This is a genomic window from Lentibacillus sp., assembly GCF_035301925.1.
In the GTDB taxonomy this organism is placed as follows: domain Bacteria; phylum Bacillota; class Bacilli; order Bacillales; family Amphibacillaceae; genus Lentibacillus.
In genome coordinates this window covers 1-15,935 of sequence record NZ_DATGTI010000056.1, presented here as the reverse complement: position 1 = coordinate 15,935, position 15,935 = coordinate 1, and the positions used below count along the sequence as shown (strand labels likewise).

Below are 15,935 nucleotides of genomic sequence, written 5' to 3'. Positions count from 1 at the left end.
GTGATATCAATAAAGGTGATGTATCCAATCGCCTTATTTAACTTATTATAAGGCTGACAGAAAGGGGAGCTGTATGAGAAGTCCTGACAACAAACAAGGGAGAGAGAATTGGGGCAGTAGGTTAGGATTTATTATGGCTGCTTCCGGCTTTGCTATTGGATTGGGAAATATTTGGCGATTTCCCTACGTTGCCGGAGAAAATGGCGGGGGAGCATTCCTTCTGATCTATATCATGATTGTCATCGTGATAGGGATCCCTTTGTTTTTAGCTGAGGCTGGATTAGGCAGAAAAGCCCAATCAGCAGCAATTATAGGGTTAAGGAAATTGAACGGAAAAGGAAATCCGTGGGTCTCTATCGGCTGGCTTGGGACCATTACCGCCCTTTTAGTGACGTCCTATTATCTCATGATTATGGGCTGGCTGTTTGCTTATTTTTTTAAAGTGGGTATCGGTTCATTTCAAGGTGTCACATCCGACCAAGCTGCCGTCATTTATGAAGATTTCATTTCAAATCCAGTCGCCGTCATCGGCTATACGATCATCCCGACATTGATACTCGGATTTATTGTAGCTAAGGGGGTTAAAAGCGGCATAGAAAAATTTGTAAAGACGGTCATGCCACTGTTTATTGTCATGTTGATTATTTTGGCCGTATTTTCGCTTTCATTGCCGGGATCATTTGAAGGCGTCGTTTGGTATTTAAAACCAGATTTTTCACAAATCACTGCTAGTACGGTACTGGCTGCGCTTGGGCAAGCATTCTTTTCGATTGGTATTGGTATGGCAGCTGCATTCACATATGGAAGTTACTTGAAGCCAAAAAAATCAAATTTGGCCGAAGATGGTGTTTGGGTCATTTCATTGGACACGTTCATAGCTTTTTTATCAGGATTAGTTATCTTTCCTGCTCTATTCGCTTTCCAAATGGAGCCGAATTCAGGTCCCGGGTTAATATTCATGACACTGCCGGCTTTGATTGAGCAAATGCCTCTGGGGTATCTGTTTGGTTTATTCTTTTTCTTTCTAATTATAATCGGTGCGCTTACAACAGGTGTTGGTTTGATCGAAACCCTGGCGGCCAATACTGCTGAATTATTAGATATAAAAAGAAAAACGAGTGTTTGGATCGTCATTAGTGTAACATTTATATTGGCCATTCCTTCAATATTGTCACAGGGTCCATGGTCTCACGTTCAAATCTTAGGGATGGACATTTTTGGATTTGTTGATTTCTTTTCGGGAAATATTCTATTAACTTTAGCTGGTCTGTTACTCGCTTTATATGTTGTGTTCCAATGGGAAGTCAGAAACTTTATTGATGACATCAATTTTGGAACAAGTTTCATAAGACTTCCTGAAGCTTTAAAACCAATCGTTACCTATGTTATTCCGTTGGTGATTGCTGCCATTATGATAAGCGGGCTCATTTAAAGGAGCGAGATTATTTAACATCAGTTGTTCAGGAATCAACCTTTATAAACTGAATATTAAAAAAATAACGACAGTGGGATGGTCATGTTGCGCGGTAAAGTGTTAATATACGGATAATAGTCTATTTAAGACGGAGGTTGATAGAATGCTATTTTTAAACGAACGGGATATCAAGGAAGCTGTGACCATGAAGGATGTGATTGATGCGATTGACGAAACGTACCTTGTTTATGAATCGGGTCAATTTCAGATGCCACAACGAATGCATTTAAAAGAAGGAGACAACACTCTTTTGTTAATGCCAAGTATTACGGAAGATGCCATCGGAACTAAACTCGTAACCATTTTTCCGAACAATCAGAAGCTGCCGACTTTGCATGGACTGGTTGTTTTGAACAGCAGTGAAACAGGCGAAATTAAAGGCATTTTAAATGGTGCATTTCTGACTGGCATGCGGACAGGTGCTATTGGCGGATCGGGCGTACGTCATTTGGCCAGAAAAGATGCAGCTTCTCTGGCGATTGTCGGTACTGGTGTGCAAGGCCTTTATCAGGCGATTGCAGCATGCACAGAGAGACCGATTGAAACGGTCCATCTATTTAATCGTTCACCGGAAAAAATGCCTGCATTCAAAGAATCACTGCAAAAATGGGTTGGATCAGACGTTGTTATAAAATCTTATAGTTCTGTTGAAGAAGCTATCAACGATGTGGATATCGTCATCACAACCACAACATCAAATGACCCGGTTCTTCCGGACAATCCTGAGATTTTGAAGAACAAACTAGTTATTGGTGTTGGATCGTTCCAGCCGACCATGCGGGAATTTCCTCAATCCTTGTTCAAAGTGGCAGATAAGGTAATGGTTGATACAGAACACGCCATTGAGGAATCGGGCGATATTGCCATACCAATCGAAAAAGGCTGGATTGATCGTGATTCCATTTTGACCGTGTCAGAACTCGTTTCAAACAATAAACAAGTAAATGTTCAAGAGGGAGGGACAATTGTCTTAAAGTCTACCGGAATGGCGTTATTTGACGTTGTTGTCGCCAATTTGATGTATCAAAAAGCACAAGAAAAAGGCGCTGGAACAAACTTATCCATGTAGATGGGATGATCAAAAACGCGAGAAAGGGGTTTTTTCATGAAGTCCAGGTCAAGGCTTTCAGATCCAGGCATCATTTTAGTGGTTGTACTGATTGTCATCTCGGCTACCGTATTAATCTGGTGGCCTACTGATATTTATTTGATGGGTATTTCGCTTGCGGGCTGGTTAATGTTTTTCAGTTACTTTGTCTGGTTTCTTCTAGCTATTATTTATGTTGTTTGGATGGAAAAAAAGGATAAGAATGCTCAAAATAATTAAAGGAGAGGGTGAGACATATGCAGATAATGGAGACTGTTATATTAGGCGTTTATCTTGTAGCGATGACACTGATAGGCATTTATTTTACAAGGCGTCACATTCTTCTGAAAGCGATTATTGGACAGCGGGAAAAAGTATTAATACATTCGTTGGAGCATTTGCTTTATTTGCGGCTTTGGCGAGTTCTAGCTCGTTAATGGGAGCGGTTGGATCTGGTGTTGCACTCGGAGTTCCATTTTTGTTTGCTTATGGGTTTGGTGCCGTTGCTATCTTGCCGTTTACGCTTTTTCTGGTATCCGGGCAGATCAGACGTTCAGGTGTCAACACACTTCCGGAATTTTTCAAGCAACGGTATGGCAAAGCGGTACAGATTGTGGCTGTAGCTATCGTTGTTATCGGGATGACCTTTTATATGGTACCGCAACTGACTGCCTCAGGGCTGATCGGCTCTCATGTTTTAGGCATTGATTATACAACCGCGGTTATTGTACTTGGAATTGGTTTTACGGTTTATGCTGCACTTGGTGGTATGTGGGCAATCACCTATACCGACTTGATTCAGGGCTCTGTCATGCTTGTTGGCATGCTCATACTGGCAGGAATCATTTTGGTCCAGCATGATGGCTTTTCGTCACTAATTCAGGATGCGCTTGCGGTAACACCGGCATTCGGTGACATTACCCAGCCATGGATGTCTTATTTCGGTTTGTTTTTAGCATTTCTGTGGTTCGGCATTGTTTCGCCGTCAGCGGTTATGCGTAACTTTGCTTCACGGGATGCCAAAACAGCACGGCGATCGGCCATGTGGGCATGCTTATTATACCTGCTGATTTTTGTCTTTGGCTTAATTGTTGCTGCAGGGGGAGCAAGCCTGGGTATTGCTGATACTTTAGACAACCAGGATATGATCTTTGTATCCGTGATCGAAAATTATATGTCGCCATTTCTTGCAGGTATTATGCTTGCAGGGCTTCTGGCAGCGATTATGTCGTCCGCCGATGCGATGCTTCTCGCGATTTCGGCTGGAGTTGCCCGGGATATTTACAAAGAATACATTAATAAAGAAGCTTCCGAAAAGACTATTACGAAAATCGGCTTTACGGTTATGATTATTGCCAGCATTATTGGTATTATTATAGCGATTAATCCACCACAGCTAATAGCGATTATGGTTGGCTGGGTAGGCGGCTTCTTGCTTTCATCTTTTGGTTTCCCGTTGGTGCTTGGTATTTGGTGGAACAGGGCAAATAAGGCCGGAGCGTTGGCGGGAATTCTTGGTGGTGCACTGACATTCCTGATATTAGTCATCACAAAGCCCTTTGCATTAGTTTCAGAACCAATTATTGCTTCACCGGTTTCATTAGTACTTGTAATTGTCGTCAGTTTGCTGACACAATCGCCTTCAGCAGAAACACAAAAACTGGTGAACCGATATCATACAAATTTGCCTGAGTCTGATGAGGAAAAAACTGCAGGATAGGTTGAAGCGGTATCGCAATTGGCAATTCAGTTATAAAAAGCGCTCCCCAATAATGATGGAGCGCTTTTCCTGGTTATCCATTAGGACGATATGTTTTCGTTAATATATGCTGATGGTTTCTTTTCACTTTGCAGGAAGTTCTGCAACGCTTGATGTTTCCTTTCAGCTTCCTGGTAGCCCTGATGATATAATGCTTCGAGCTTATGATGGCTTTTTTCAATCCGGCTGGCATCCAGTGGTTTTTCCGGTTGGATGATAAACACTTCATTGCGCTGTTCCATTGCACGTAATGTCTTCATTGTTTCATTATAAAGCAAATGCCGATTACGTAATAATTTAATAAGTTCGGGTTTATCTTTGAAAAATCGTTTAAAAAACCAGTTTAGTTTAGTTGGTTTTTTAACGTATCCCTCGTTTCGGGTCAGAACGACGACATGCTTTTTTAATCCTTTTTCAATCAATGGCGTGATTGGTATCGGGTCAGATACACCGCCATCAATTAATTGTCTGCCGTTATACTCAACACTGGGAGCTAAAACCGGTAACGAACAGGAGGCTCTGATGATGGCTGACAGATCCTGCTGTTTATGAAATGTATCAAAAAAAACAGGTTTGCCGGTATTAATATCGGTTGTACCGATGATAAATTTGGAATTGGCCTGTGAGAAAGACTGAAATTCAAGCGGAAATTCATGATTGGCCAGTTTATCAAAAATAAAATCCATGCTGAACAGTTCTTTTTTTTGCAGCAGCCGTTTGATTGATATAGCTTCCTGATTTCTCCCGATGGCATCAAGCAGTTTGGTGTTCCGGTCACGCTGCTTGGCAATATAGGAACTTCCAATCAACGCCCCAGCCGATGCTGTTGCGACATAAGGAAATTCAATATCCTGATCAAGAAAGTAATCCAGTACACCGACTGTAAATGCGCATCGCATACCTCCGCCTTCCAACATGAGGCCTGCCTCGTATTCCAAAATTCTACACTTCCTTTTTCTCAGATAAACAAGATTATATCAGTTATGCCGGAGTGTAACAATTTATCTGATTGACAGGACAAGGGGGTCTTACCTCATGCCCTGCCCCTCAGCCACTAGAAATATTTTACATATGATTCGATTCCATCTGAGAATGGAAACATAGTAAGGAAGGATTTTAACACGAAAAAGCTGACATGAGGTGAAACCAGATGTACGAGGATATATTAAACAGCACGATGCATCGTGACTACCCGTTGCCGCGCGGTTCATGGGTCATGATGCAGCATTGGGAACATTTATTGTTTATCCATTACCGCCTCCCTCGGTACGTGTTTGAATCGTATATTCCACCCGGTCTTGAACTGGATACATATGACGGGGACGCGTGGTTAAGTATCATTCCATTCAGAGTGAGTAAAATACGGCTTCGTGGTTTACCGCAGATTCCGTTTTTGAACAGTTTTTTAGAGGTGAATGTTCGGACATATGTGAAACGAAATGGGATAAAGGGTGTTTATTTTTTCAGTCTGGATGCCAATCAGCTGCTCACGGTTGTTGGTGCACGAGCTGCTACATTGCCGTATTTTCATGCAAACATGACGATGAAAAAATGGGGTGATTCAATTTATGTTGATAGCGAGAGGTTTGGCAAAAAGGATGTACGCCTGAAAATGCAGTATCAGCCAACAGGTGAACAGTTCCATCCCGAGAAGGGGAGCCTCGAACATTGGCTCATCGAACGCTATTTTCTTTGGACATACAGGGGCCGGTCATTGTTCAAAGGGGGGATCCACCACAAAAGATGGGCAATCAGGAAAGCGGAAGTGAATATGGGAAAGCAGTTACTGACACCATTTTTACCTGATAATATGGCGGGGGAATATTCGTTTGCCCATTATGCCGCATCCCAAATTGCCTTCCTTTGGATGATTCGAAAGGAGGGCTGAGGAATAATTGAAGGCCATTCTTTTTCCTTTTTGGTTACATCAACGGGTAATCGATGTAATAAATATTCCGATTATTCATATATTTCATGTTACAGCTGGGATATTTTTTTAAAAAAAAGAGGCGAAAAGGAATGAACAGTGATACAGTCATCTGCCGGTGTGAAGAAGTGACGTTAAGTTACATTTTAAACGCCATTAATAATGGAGCAGCAACATCAAAAGCCTTAAAACTGGAAACAAGGGCAGGGATGGGGATATGTCAGGGAAGAATTTGCCGTCCGCTCCTGGAACAAGTCATTTCGATTTATACAGAAGGATCAATTCCTGAACGACCGGACTTGAGCAGTAATCATCCGGTCCGTCCGGTGAGTCTGAATGAATTAGCAGGAATGGGAAAGGATCTTAATCATGCGGATAAATGAACATCCTGTACTGGGGAGACAGAAAAAGAATATTGTGAACATAACGTGTAACGGAGTCGATTATGAAGCGTATGAAGGGGAGTCGATTGCGGCGGCATTGCTGGCCAATGATATTCGTACGTTAGGTTATTCGGAGAAAGGAAAGGAACCGCGCGGCATCTATTGCGGCATCGGACACTGCTATGAATGCCGGGTAATGGTTAATGGTGAAAGAAACGTCAGGGCATGCATGACACGTGTAAAAGATGGCATGCGTGTTGAAAGCCAAAGCGGGGAACTCTTATGACGTATGATCTGGTTGTTATCGGTTCCGGTCCTGCCGGCATGAGTGCTGCGATTAATGCGGCATCATATGGTGCACGTGTGGCAATCGTTGATGAGAATCCGGTCACCGGAGGAAAACTGCTGGGACAGATGCATGAGGATCCGGATTTTGAATGGTGGATTGGCGAGAACATTGCCCGGGAAATGACATCTGAAGTTAAAAAGTTAGACATTGACACTTTTCTCGAAAAAGAGGTATGGGGTATTTTCCCGCAATGGAACGTCATGCTTCATAGCGGAGAACAACTTCAGGCATCGAATGTACTGATTGCAACGGGAGCGGCAGAAAAAGCAATGCCTTTACCCGGATGGACGAAACCGGGCGTCATGGCGATTGGTGCTGCACAGACATTGACGAATTATCATCGTGTCAAACCAGGTCATAATGTTGCAATCATTGGTGTAGATCCCCTGTCTTTATCCGTCGCTCATGAATTAAAAATGGCAGATGTAAACGTAGCGGGAATATTTTTGCCGCCATCCAATGCATTGACGTCTGATAAATCTTCGCCGATGCAGATCATCGATGATTTATCAGGTATGGCACACCTGGCACCAAATCGATTGATGAAGATCGCTGGAAAAATGGCGAAAAATCCGGTTATGAAAAAGGCCGCAGCCAAATTTTATCCGAGTTTTGGCATGAAAGTATGGGGAATCCCGCTTTTTTTAAGAAAAACTGTGCTTGCAATTGAGGGGAAGGAACAAGCTGAAACGGTAAAGACGGCTAAAATTGTTCAAAACGGTCAATTGCAACAGGAAAACGCGAAATCAATTAATGTGGACTGTGTATGTATTTCGGGAGGTCTTTACCCGCTGGCAGAACTGGCATCTTCAGCCGGATGCGCTTTTGCTTATATTAAAGAATTGGGCGGTCATATTCCGCTGCATAGTCCGGAAATGGAAACGACACAGGAAGGTATTTTTGTAGCAGGCAACATTACCGGGATAGAAAGTGCCAAGGTAGCGATGGCACAGGGAAAGCTTGCCGGTACAGCGATCAGTGACAGATTGGGTCTGCTGAACAATCCTCAAAAGGCTGTCACAAGAGCCCGGAAAGAGGTGGAAGATGCCAGTGAACAAGCGCTTATTCAATTTCAGCCGAATATTGGATACGGCAGAGAGAAGGCAGAGCAAATCTGGCGTGAAAAAGCTGACCTATGACTGGGAAGGGGTGGTGGTTTGGAAACTGCGGATGCCGTTGTGATTGGCGGCGGTGTAATTGGAACCTCAATTGCTTACCGTCTGGCGGAACATAGAAAAGTGATTTTGCTGGAAAGAGGGGAACTAGGTGCCCAAACATCCGGGTCATGTGATAAAGCCATTTTCCTGCAATCCAAGAAACCCGGTTTTCCAATTAAACTAGCACAAGCCAGCAGAGAAATCTATGAAACACTTGAAGAGGAATTGGATACATCGATAGAGTTTAAGAAAAATGGCGGCATGATTGTTATTGAGTCTGAGGCGCATCTGGCGTCCATGAAAAAATTTGTGAAAGAACGGAACAAAGCAGGGCTTGATGTGAAACTATTAGACGATAAAGAAGTGCATGCATGGCAACCAGGGCTGTCCGGGGACATTTTAGGCGCTGCCTGGTGCGCTCAAGATGCAGAGGTCAATCCGCTCTTGTTGAGCCAGGCGTTCGCACAGGCGGCTAAACGGCGGGGAGCGGATATACGGCCACATACGGAAGCAACAGATATTTTGTGTGAACGTGGAAAAGTTGTCGGTGTTCAGACGAGGCACGGAAAAATTACGACCGGGACCATTGTCAATGCGGCAGGGCCTTTCGCTTCCGAAATTGCTGACATGGCCGGTGTGGGTCTCACGATTATGCCACGGCGCGGAGCCGTACTCATTACTGAAAAATTAGAGCCGCTGATTCATGGAAATATTTTATGTTCACAATACATAGCGGCCAAGCATGCTGCCAGTGATACGGCTGATGCTCCTCCTTATGGCATCGGGCTCTCTTTAGGTCAGACCGAGAGCGGAAACCTGCTCATTGGCGGGAGCAGGGAATTTAAAGGGTTTGATAAATCAGTCGGACCTGAAGTGCTTTCGGCGATTGCCAGACATGCAGTACGAATTGCTCCGGTATTAAAAAACGTTAAGCTGATTCGTTCAATGGTCGGTTTCAGGCCATTTACCGGCGACGGCTTGCCAATTATTGATAAAGCGAAGGAAGTGGAAGGATTTTTCATTGCAGCGGGCCATGAAGGGGATGGGATTGCACTCGCACCAATTACTGGACATTTGGTTGCGAGCTTAATAGACAACAAAGAACAATATAAAGATTTATTAAAGCCCTTACAGTTGGACCGTCTGCAAGCAGTTTAGGGTTTGGCTATTGGATTGCTGGTATGGTTTATATAGCCAGCAATTTTAATAAATTTTCTGTAATCTATTGATAATATGCGCTGAGTTTTCGTACAATTGGGATACATATTAACTTAATGAAACCTCAGACGTTCATGGACATTTAATGCGAGAAGCTTGGTGGGACAAAGGGTCTGACCCCTTGTCCCAACCAACAAAATATGAAAGGAGTCTGATCATTATGTTCTCGACACTCACCCCATTGGACTGGAAACGGAGAGCCGTGAAATATTATCCGCAAAAAACGGCCGTCATCGATGAAGAGAAACAATTTACGTACAAAGAATTCGCCGATCGGACAGACAGGCTTTCGGTGGCTTTACATGAGGCAGGTATCCGCAAAGGTGATCATGTTGTAGTCATGCTGCCCAATACGCATTATATGCTGGAAAGTTTTTATGGCATCTGTCAGCTTGGCGCTGCCATGGTGCCTCTGAATTACCGTCTGAAAGCCGAGGACCTGGAGTACATTATTAATCATAGTGATGCCAAAATGCTGATTGTGGATGAGGAATTCAGCGGTCCGATTGAAGAGATCGTGGACAATCTTGCTTTGGAGGAGATTGTTGTTGTTTCTGTTCCTGGTCACGAGACAACATTAAACGGTGTGGATTATGAGGCGTTTATCCAGCATATCCCGGAGAATGTTGCGCCACCTGAAGTCGAGATTGATGAAAACCAGCTGATGACATTGAATTATACGAGTGGAACAACATCAAATCCAAAAGGCGTCATGTTAACCCATCGCAGCAATTACCTTAATGCAGCTAATTTTATGTATCACCTTGGGGTCAGCCATGATGATGTTTACCTGCATACATTGCCAATGTTTCATGCGAACGGCTGGGGCGGCGTTTGGGCCATAACAGCAGCCGGCGGTACGCATGTCTGTTTGCGGAAGGTTGACCCGCCACATATCCTGGACTTATTTGAAGAGCGGCAAATTTCCCTGTTATGTGGTGCACCGACTGTTATTAACATGCTGGTGAACGAACCGAAAGCAAAAGAAACAGCAATCGCCACAAGCCTGCGCATGGCAACAGCCGGCGCTCCGCCAGCAGCAGCCCTTATCCATAAAGCACAGGACATCCTGGGCTTGAATATGATTCATGTTTATGGTCTGACCGAAACGTCACCGTTCATCCTTTATTGTGAGTGGAAAAAAGACTTTGACACCAAATCTGCTGATGAGCAGGCAACCATTAAGGCGAGGCAAGGGATTGAGCTGGCTTTTAACGGGGAAACAAAAGTCATTCACCAAGATGGAGAGGAAGTCGCCTGGAATGGTGAAGAATTGGGCGAAATTATTACCCGCGGAAATGTCGTTATGGAAGGCTATTATAAAGATCCGGAAAAGACAGCCGCTGCAATTAAGGACGGCTGGTTCCATACCGGTGATTTGGCGGTTACTTATCCGGATGGCTATATTGAGATCCGTGACCGTGCCAAGGACATGATTATTTCCGGCGGGGAGAACATTTCATCTACGGAAGTCGAGGGTGTGCTTTTTAAACATCCCGATGTGATTGAGGCCGCGGTTATTGCCATTCCGCATGAAAAATGGGGAGAGGTTCCGAAAGCAATCGTTGTGCCGGAGAAGGGTGCGACTGTTACAGAGCAGGGAATCATTGAATTTTGCCGTTCCGAAATGGCTCACTTTAAAGCGCCCAAAGCTGTGGAATTCGTTGAGGCACTGCCAAAAACAGCAACTGGAAAGCTGCAGAAATATCGCCTGAGAGAGATGCATTGGGAAGGTCCGAAGAAAGTCAACTGAGTATGGAGCGCCGGCAGGGCAATGTGTCTAACCGGTGCTTCTTATTTTCTATAACAGGGGTGATCAATTTTGCCGCTTAATTCCATACGTGTTCTTGATTTAAGCCGTCTCTTACCGGGACCTTACTGCACAATGCTGCTGGCAGATTTCGGGGCAGAGGTCATTAAAGTCGAAGAGCCGGTAAAAGGTGATTATGCCAGAGAGTATGAACCTAAATTGGACAAGAATAGTGCCATGTTCCATTCGCTGAACCGGAATAAAAAAAGTATTTGTCTCGATTTGAAAACCACGGAAGGCAAGGATACATTTTTAAAAATGGCTGAAGATGCGGATGTCGTCGTTGAATCATTTCGTCCGGGTGTGATGGAAAGGCTCGGGCTCGGTTACGAAACATTAAGGCGTATCAATCCGCGTCTTGTTTATTGTGCGGTGACTGGGTTTGGACAAACCGGTCCGTATGCCAATAAACCAGGTCATGACATTAATTATTTGAGCTATGCCGGTCTCTTGAACCTGATGGGGGAAAAGGATGGAAAACCGGTTGTTCCTGCCTCGCAAATAGCCGACATTGGCGGGGGAGCCCTTCCGGCAGCGGTTGGGATTTTGCTGGCGTTATTCGAACGGGAAAAGTCCGGAAAAGGACAGTTTGTCGATGTTTCCATGATGGATGGTGTGATTTCATGGCTGCAGACATTGCTTCCTGATTATCTGGCCACTGAAAAAGCACCAGGACGCGGCGAGCAGATGCTGGATGGCGGCCGGGCTTGTTATGCTGTTTATGAAACGAAAGACGAACGCTTCATCGCTGTTGGGGCGCTTGAACCCAAGTTTTGGGAAGCATTTTGCCACGTGATCGGACGGAGCGACTTCATTCCATTATTGGAAGCGCCACTGCATGAGCAGTATCGATTAAAGTATGAGATACAAACCATAATTTCGCAAAAGACTTTGGAAGAGTGGGTCATGTTATTTTCCGAAGTCGAAGCCTGTGTGTCACCGGTTTTGACATTTGAGGAAATGGTTAAACATCCGCAAGTTGCTGCACGGGAGATGATTCAATCGGTTAAGCATTCGGGATTGGGATCAGTAAAACAAATCGGAATCCCGATCAAGTTATCGGAAACTCCCGTCAAAATTGAAACCCAGGCACCGAAACTTGGCGAACATACAAATGAACTGAAACCAGAAAAAAATTAAGCAGCGGCTGGGACAAAGGGTCAGACCCTTTGTCCCAACTTAATAATGATCACTTCCAAAAAAGCTTTTAAACGATTGAAGGGTGGCTTCCCGGTTGACTGCCCCGATTGAAGTGGTGATTGGGATGCCTTTTGGGCAAACCTGCACACAGTTTTGGGAGTTGCTGCATCCTTGCAAGCCACCCTCCTCCATAAAACTGTCAATTCGTTCGTCACTGTTCATTTCACCTGTCGGGTGAGCGTTTTTAAGGCGTACTTGCGGGAATACAAACGGTCCCATAAACTCATTTTTGTCATTGACGTTTGGACAGGCTTCCAGGCAGACGCCGCATGTGAAACATTTCGAAAGTTCATAAGCCATCAAGCGTTTTTTCTCATTCATGCGGGGGCCAGGGCCGATATCGTATGTACCGTCAATCGGTATCCAGGCTTTCACCTGTTTCAGAGAATCAAACATGCTTTCCCGGTCGATAATCAGGTCGCGGATAACGGGAAACGTGCGCATCGGCTGAAGCCTGATCGGCTGTTCAAGCTCATCGATAAGGGTTGAACAGGCCTGACGAGGGACATCATTGATGACCATGGAACAAATACCGCATACCTCTTCAAGACAGCTCATCTCCCATTGAACCGGAATTGTTTTTTCACCGGATTTATTGACCGGATTTTCCTGGATAGACATGAGGGCTGAGATGACATTCATATTTGATCTATATGGTATTGAAAATTCTTCTTTATAAGGTTCAGAGTCAGGGTCTTTCTGCCGTTCAATGATTAAATGAATGGTTTTTTCATCAGTGGTTGTGGCCATTATGCTTCTCCTTTCTGAAAGGTATAGCTGTTTCCTTTAAAATCCGTAATAGTAGTATTGGAATGTAGTTTTAAATTTATACAATAAGGAAGGTGGTATGATAAGATAGCTATAATGAAAGTTTACCGATAAGATTACTCAGTAAAAGGGTGGGATATGATGAAACGAGCAGGAATTGTCGGCGGGCTGGGGCCCGAGTCTACTGTGGATTATTATCAGTCATTTATTCATAAATACCAGGACCGTATGGATAGTAAACAAACACTGCCGGAACTCTACATTAACAGTATCAATATGTATAACATTTTTAAATATATCAGCGAAGACCGGCTTGATGACCTGATTGAATATGTTGGCGGTGCAGCTCAACAATTGGAAAGGATCGGGGGAGACTTTGTCGTCGTCTCAGCCAATACACCGCATATCGTATTTGATGAAGTCCGGGAAAAAGTGAATGTTCCAATGATCAGCATTGTCGAAGCAACATATGACAAGGCAGATGAGCTGGGACTGGAAAATGTAGCACTGCTTGGAACAAAATTTACGATGGAGCATGACTTTTTTAAAAAGCCATTTGAGACTGGCGGCAAGAAGATTGTTGTGCCAGATGAACAAGATCAGCAGTTCATCCATCAGCGGATTGTGGACGAATTGGAAAACGGCATTGTGAAAGAGGATACGAAACAAGCTTTCCTGAAAATCGTCAACAAAATAATTAAGGAAGAGAAGCTGGAAGGTCTGATATTGGGCTGTACGGAACTGCCAATGATCCTGAAAGAAGGGGATGTGGATGTCCAACTGCTGAATACAACAGATATTCATGTTGACAAGATGGTTGAGGAAGTATTTTCTGATTAAATACGTGGGAGTCAGCATCAAAACGAGCGACAGCAGCGCCGGACACAGGGTCAGGTACCAAAGCCGTGTGTGGAAAACATCGTTCATTTCAAATTCATGCATTAATTTTCGCGCCTTGTCTTCTGCTTCCGCTTTGTCCAATCTGTAGAGTTCACCAATGAACGTCAAGTATTCGCTGGCCGTGAGATTATCATAGATTTCCGCATTCTCCGGCACATAGCCGATTCGTCGTTTGTATGTATGATCACCTTTAGAGATATCCTGCCTGAAAATTTCAACTTTTCCATCATAATCTTCAATTAAGCCAAGCATGATTTTAACCGTTGTGCTTTTGCCGGCGCCATTGGGACCGATATAGCCGATAATTTGACCCTGATAAACGTCTAAATTGATGCCATTTAAGACGTTATGTCCGCCAAAATTCATCGTTAAGTCCGTAAGCGATAATACTTTGTCATGCAATTAAAATCCTCCTAAACAAAATCTTATAATAATTCTAACATAATCTGGCGTATGTGAGGGGGAGGTTCAAGGAAAAAAACACCTTTTCCCGCCATGTTAATGGCAAGGTAAAAGGTGTTAAATAAATCAGCTTATATCAATGCCATATTTACAAATGGCTTAGGATAATCAAGCCGTCCTTTGATGCGTTTGACTTTGACATTTTCCCCTTGGAGCCATTTGTTAAAGTCAATAATAACCGGTTTCCGATCCGGCCCGATGGCAAACCATGCTTTCATCTGGCGCGGGAAGTAGGCTGCGGTATGCAGGGTTCCGGCCGCTGCATCATATTTAGTTGAATAAATGCGCTTTTCAGAATCATTCATCACCCGAAACGCCTCGTATGGATCAGTGGCTTGTTGCTGCTGTTCCTGAATGGCCTCTTCCCGCCTTCGTGATTCTTCCTGCCGGTAACGGTTTTCCTTATCAAGCAAATAAAAATGATTGGTGCATACATTGGATTTGCGCGCTGCCACTTCTCTTGGGGAAGCCTCCACCACATACGATTCGCCGCTCCGATCCAACAGCACATAGCTGAATGAGTGCCGGTGCGGAATCGCCTTCAACAGTGAAATGGCTTCCTCAACGTTGGCGCATGTTTCAAGAATCATCCGTCCGATCATATTGCATAGAAATCCATCCCCTGATTGTTTGCGATGCGTGAAATTGTAGCCCATGACGAGTCCTTTTTCATTCATGCCATCAATCCGGCCGGTAATTTGCATGGACGGTCCGATGACGGCATAGCCCTGATCGCTTGGCTTATAAAGGAGATATCGTCCTTCGTAGGAAGCAGGATGGCTGTCATAATTGCGGATCATGTACTGTGGGTCGGTAAAAATGGAACAGCCGCTCCGGCCATATTCAAGATAATAGCCGCCAAACAACCGGATCGCATCATCCATGTTCATACCAAGCGCATCAGCCAGGCCGCGGATTTCGTCCCAGATTCCGGGCGCAAATGTTAAAAGGGATTGCTTAACTTCAGCCGGGTTGATCAAAAAGTGCCGGTCTTTCCGCGGTCCCCATTGTTTTTGCCGGTTAACCAGAATGGGGGAGTCCCTGAGCTGCTCCCCTTGTGTAAAGCCAAAATCATAGTGCGTTCCCCGGTATTGAATAACATTGCTCCAGAATTGTTTCATGGTGGTCAGACCTCTTTTGTTTTTGCTAATGCCAGTTTAAGGGATTCCTATTAAAAAACAAATGAATCTGCTTTTAATTTGTCATCTCATCAAGCGCCTATTCCACATTCCTGAACAAACGGACATAACTAAACGGCCACATCAACCGTTTCTTATGCCGGATATTGAGAAAAGTGGAATCAATCCACTGCTGTATAGAATAACGTTCCAAAGAAAAACTAACTGTATGGATTAATTGTCCGTATTGCATCATTAGTATTGCATCATTAAAAAGGAAGGTTGACTGATATGAAGAAGGTTACAATGGTATTTTGGATTAC

General features: G+C 44.1%; 16 protein-coding genes and 1 pseudogene. 13 read left to right on the top strand and 4 right to left on the bottom strand.

What is annotated here, in order from left to right:
• The first annotated feature begins 73 nt into the window (after positions 1-73).
• The 5 genes from VK080_RS04925 to VK080_RS04905 all read left to right on the top strand — a co-directional run bounded on the left by VK080_RS04925 (position 74) and on the right by VK080_RS04905 (position 4,281).
• On the top strand, positions 74-1,432 hold the full coding sequence (locus VK080_RS04925) for a sodium-dependent transporter (protein ID WP_324223653.1): 1,359 nt from the start codon (positions 74-76) through the stop codon (positions 1,430-1,432).
• Between the two features lie 145 nt (positions 1,433-1,577).
• Entirely contained in the window at positions 1,578-2,543 is a 966-nt protein-coding gene (locus VK080_RS04920) for an ornithine cyclodeaminase family protein (protein ID WP_324223652.1), read from the top strand.
• Positions 2,544-2,579: 36 nt separating this feature from the next.
• Positions 2,580-2,801, top strand: coding sequence for a hypothetical protein (locus tag VK080_RS04915; protein ID WP_324223651.1), 222 nt, complete (start codon positions 2,580-2,582; stop codon positions 2,799-2,801).
• Positions 2,802-2,818: 17 nt separating this feature from the next.
• Complete coding sequence (locus tag VK080_RS04910; RefSeq protein ID WP_324223674.1) at positions 2,819-2,998, top strand: hypothetical protein; 180 nt, start codon at positions 2,819-2,821, stop codon at positions 2,996-2,998.
• Positions 2,977-4,281: a sodium:solute symporter family protein gene (locus VK080_RS04905; protein ID WP_324223671.1), complete on the top strand. Its 1,305-nt coding sequence runs from the start codon at positions 2,977-2,979 to the stop codon at positions 4,279-4,281. Before VK080_RS04910 ends, VK080_RS04905 begins: the two co-directional genes overlap by 22 nt.
• 80 nt (positions 4,282-4,361) lie before the next feature.
• Here VK080_RS04905 and VK080_RS04900 read toward each other — a convergent pair whose 3' ends face one another.
• Complete coding sequence (locus VK080_RS04900; RefSeq protein WP_324223650.1) at positions 4,362-5,237, bottom strand: patatin family protein; 876 nt, start codon at positions 5,235-5,237, stop codon at positions 4,362-4,364.
• A gap of 233 nt (positions 5,238-5,470) precedes the next feature.
• Between VK080_RS04900 and VK080_RS04895 the strand changes: the two genes are divergently transcribed.
• From VK080_RS04895 to VK080_RS04865, 7 genes are all read left to right on the top strand, one after another.
• Positions 5,471-6,208, top strand: a complete 738-nt coding sequence (locus VK080_RS04895) for a DUF2071 domain-containing protein (protein ID WP_324223649.1) — start codon at positions 5,471-5,473, stop codon at positions 6,206-6,208.
• Between the two features lie 131 nt (positions 6,209-6,339).
• Positions 6,340-6,630 carry a (2Fe-2S)-binding protein gene (locus VK080_RS04890; RefSeq protein WP_324223648.1) on the top strand — a complete coding sequence of 97 codons (291 nt, stop codon included), beginning with the start codon at positions 6,340-6,342 and terminating at the stop codon, positions 6,628-6,630.
• Positions 6,614-6,916, top strand: a complete 303-nt coding sequence (locus VK080_RS04885; protein WP_414672214.1) for a (2Fe-2S)-binding protein — start codon at positions 6,614-6,616, stop codon at positions 6,914-6,916. Before VK080_RS04890 ends, VK080_RS04885 begins: the two co-directional genes overlap by 17 nt.
• Entirely contained in the window at positions 6,913-8,118 is a 1,206-nt protein-coding gene (locus VK080_RS04880; protein WP_324223646.1) for an NAD(P)/FAD-dependent oxidoreductase, read from the top strand. Before VK080_RS04885 ends, VK080_RS04880 begins: the two co-directional genes overlap by 4 nt.
• A gap of 18 nt (positions 8,119-8,136) precedes the next feature.
• On the top strand, positions 8,137-9,294 hold the full coding sequence (locus VK080_RS04875) for an FAD-dependent oxidoreductase (protein ID WP_324223645.1): 1,158 nt from the start codon (positions 8,137-8,139) through the stop codon (positions 9,292-9,294).
• A gap of 220 nt (positions 9,295-9,514) precedes the next feature.
• A complete protein-coding gene (locus tag VK080_RS04870) occupies positions 9,515-11,107 on the top strand; it encodes a long-chain-fatty-acid--CoA ligase (protein ID WP_324223644.1) in 1,593 nt (530 codons plus the stop codon).
• Between the two features lie 69 nt (positions 11,108-11,176).
• Complete coding sequence (locus tag VK080_RS04865; protein WP_324223643.1) at positions 11,177-12,304, top strand: CoA transferase; 1,128 nt, start codon at positions 11,177-11,179, stop codon at positions 12,302-12,304.
• Positions 12,305-12,343: 39 nt separating this feature from the next.
• Here VK080_RS04865 and sdhB read toward each other — a convergent pair whose 3' ends face one another.
• On the bottom strand, positions 12,344-13,114 hold the full coding sequence (gene sdhB / locus VK080_RS04860; protein ID WP_324223642.1) for a succinate dehydrogenase iron-sulfur subunit: 771 nt from the start codon (positions 13,112-13,114) through the stop codon (positions 12,344-12,346).
• Positions 13,115-13,270: 156 nt separating this feature from the next.
• Between sdhB and VK080_RS04855 the strand changes: the two genes are divergently transcribed.
• A complete protein-coding gene (locus VK080_RS04855; protein ID WP_324223641.1) occupies positions 13,271-13,972 on the top strand; it encodes an aspartate/glutamate racemase family protein in 702 nt (233 codons plus the stop codon).
• A 60-nt stretch (positions 13,973-14,032) separates the two neighbouring features.
• On the opposite strand, the pseudogene VK080_RS04850 reads toward VK080_RS04855, so the two are convergent.
• Positions 14,033-14,398 (bottom strand): annotated as a pseudogene (locus tag VK080_RS04850) (ATP-binding cassette domain-containing protein); the annotation flags it as partial.
• Positions 14,399-14,565: 167 nt separating this feature from the next.
• Entirely contained in the window at positions 14,566-15,615 is a 1,050-nt protein-coding gene (locus VK080_RS04845) for a C45 family peptidase (RefSeq protein WP_324223640.1), read from the bottom strand.
• Positions 15,616-15,935: the final 320 nt, after the last annotated feature.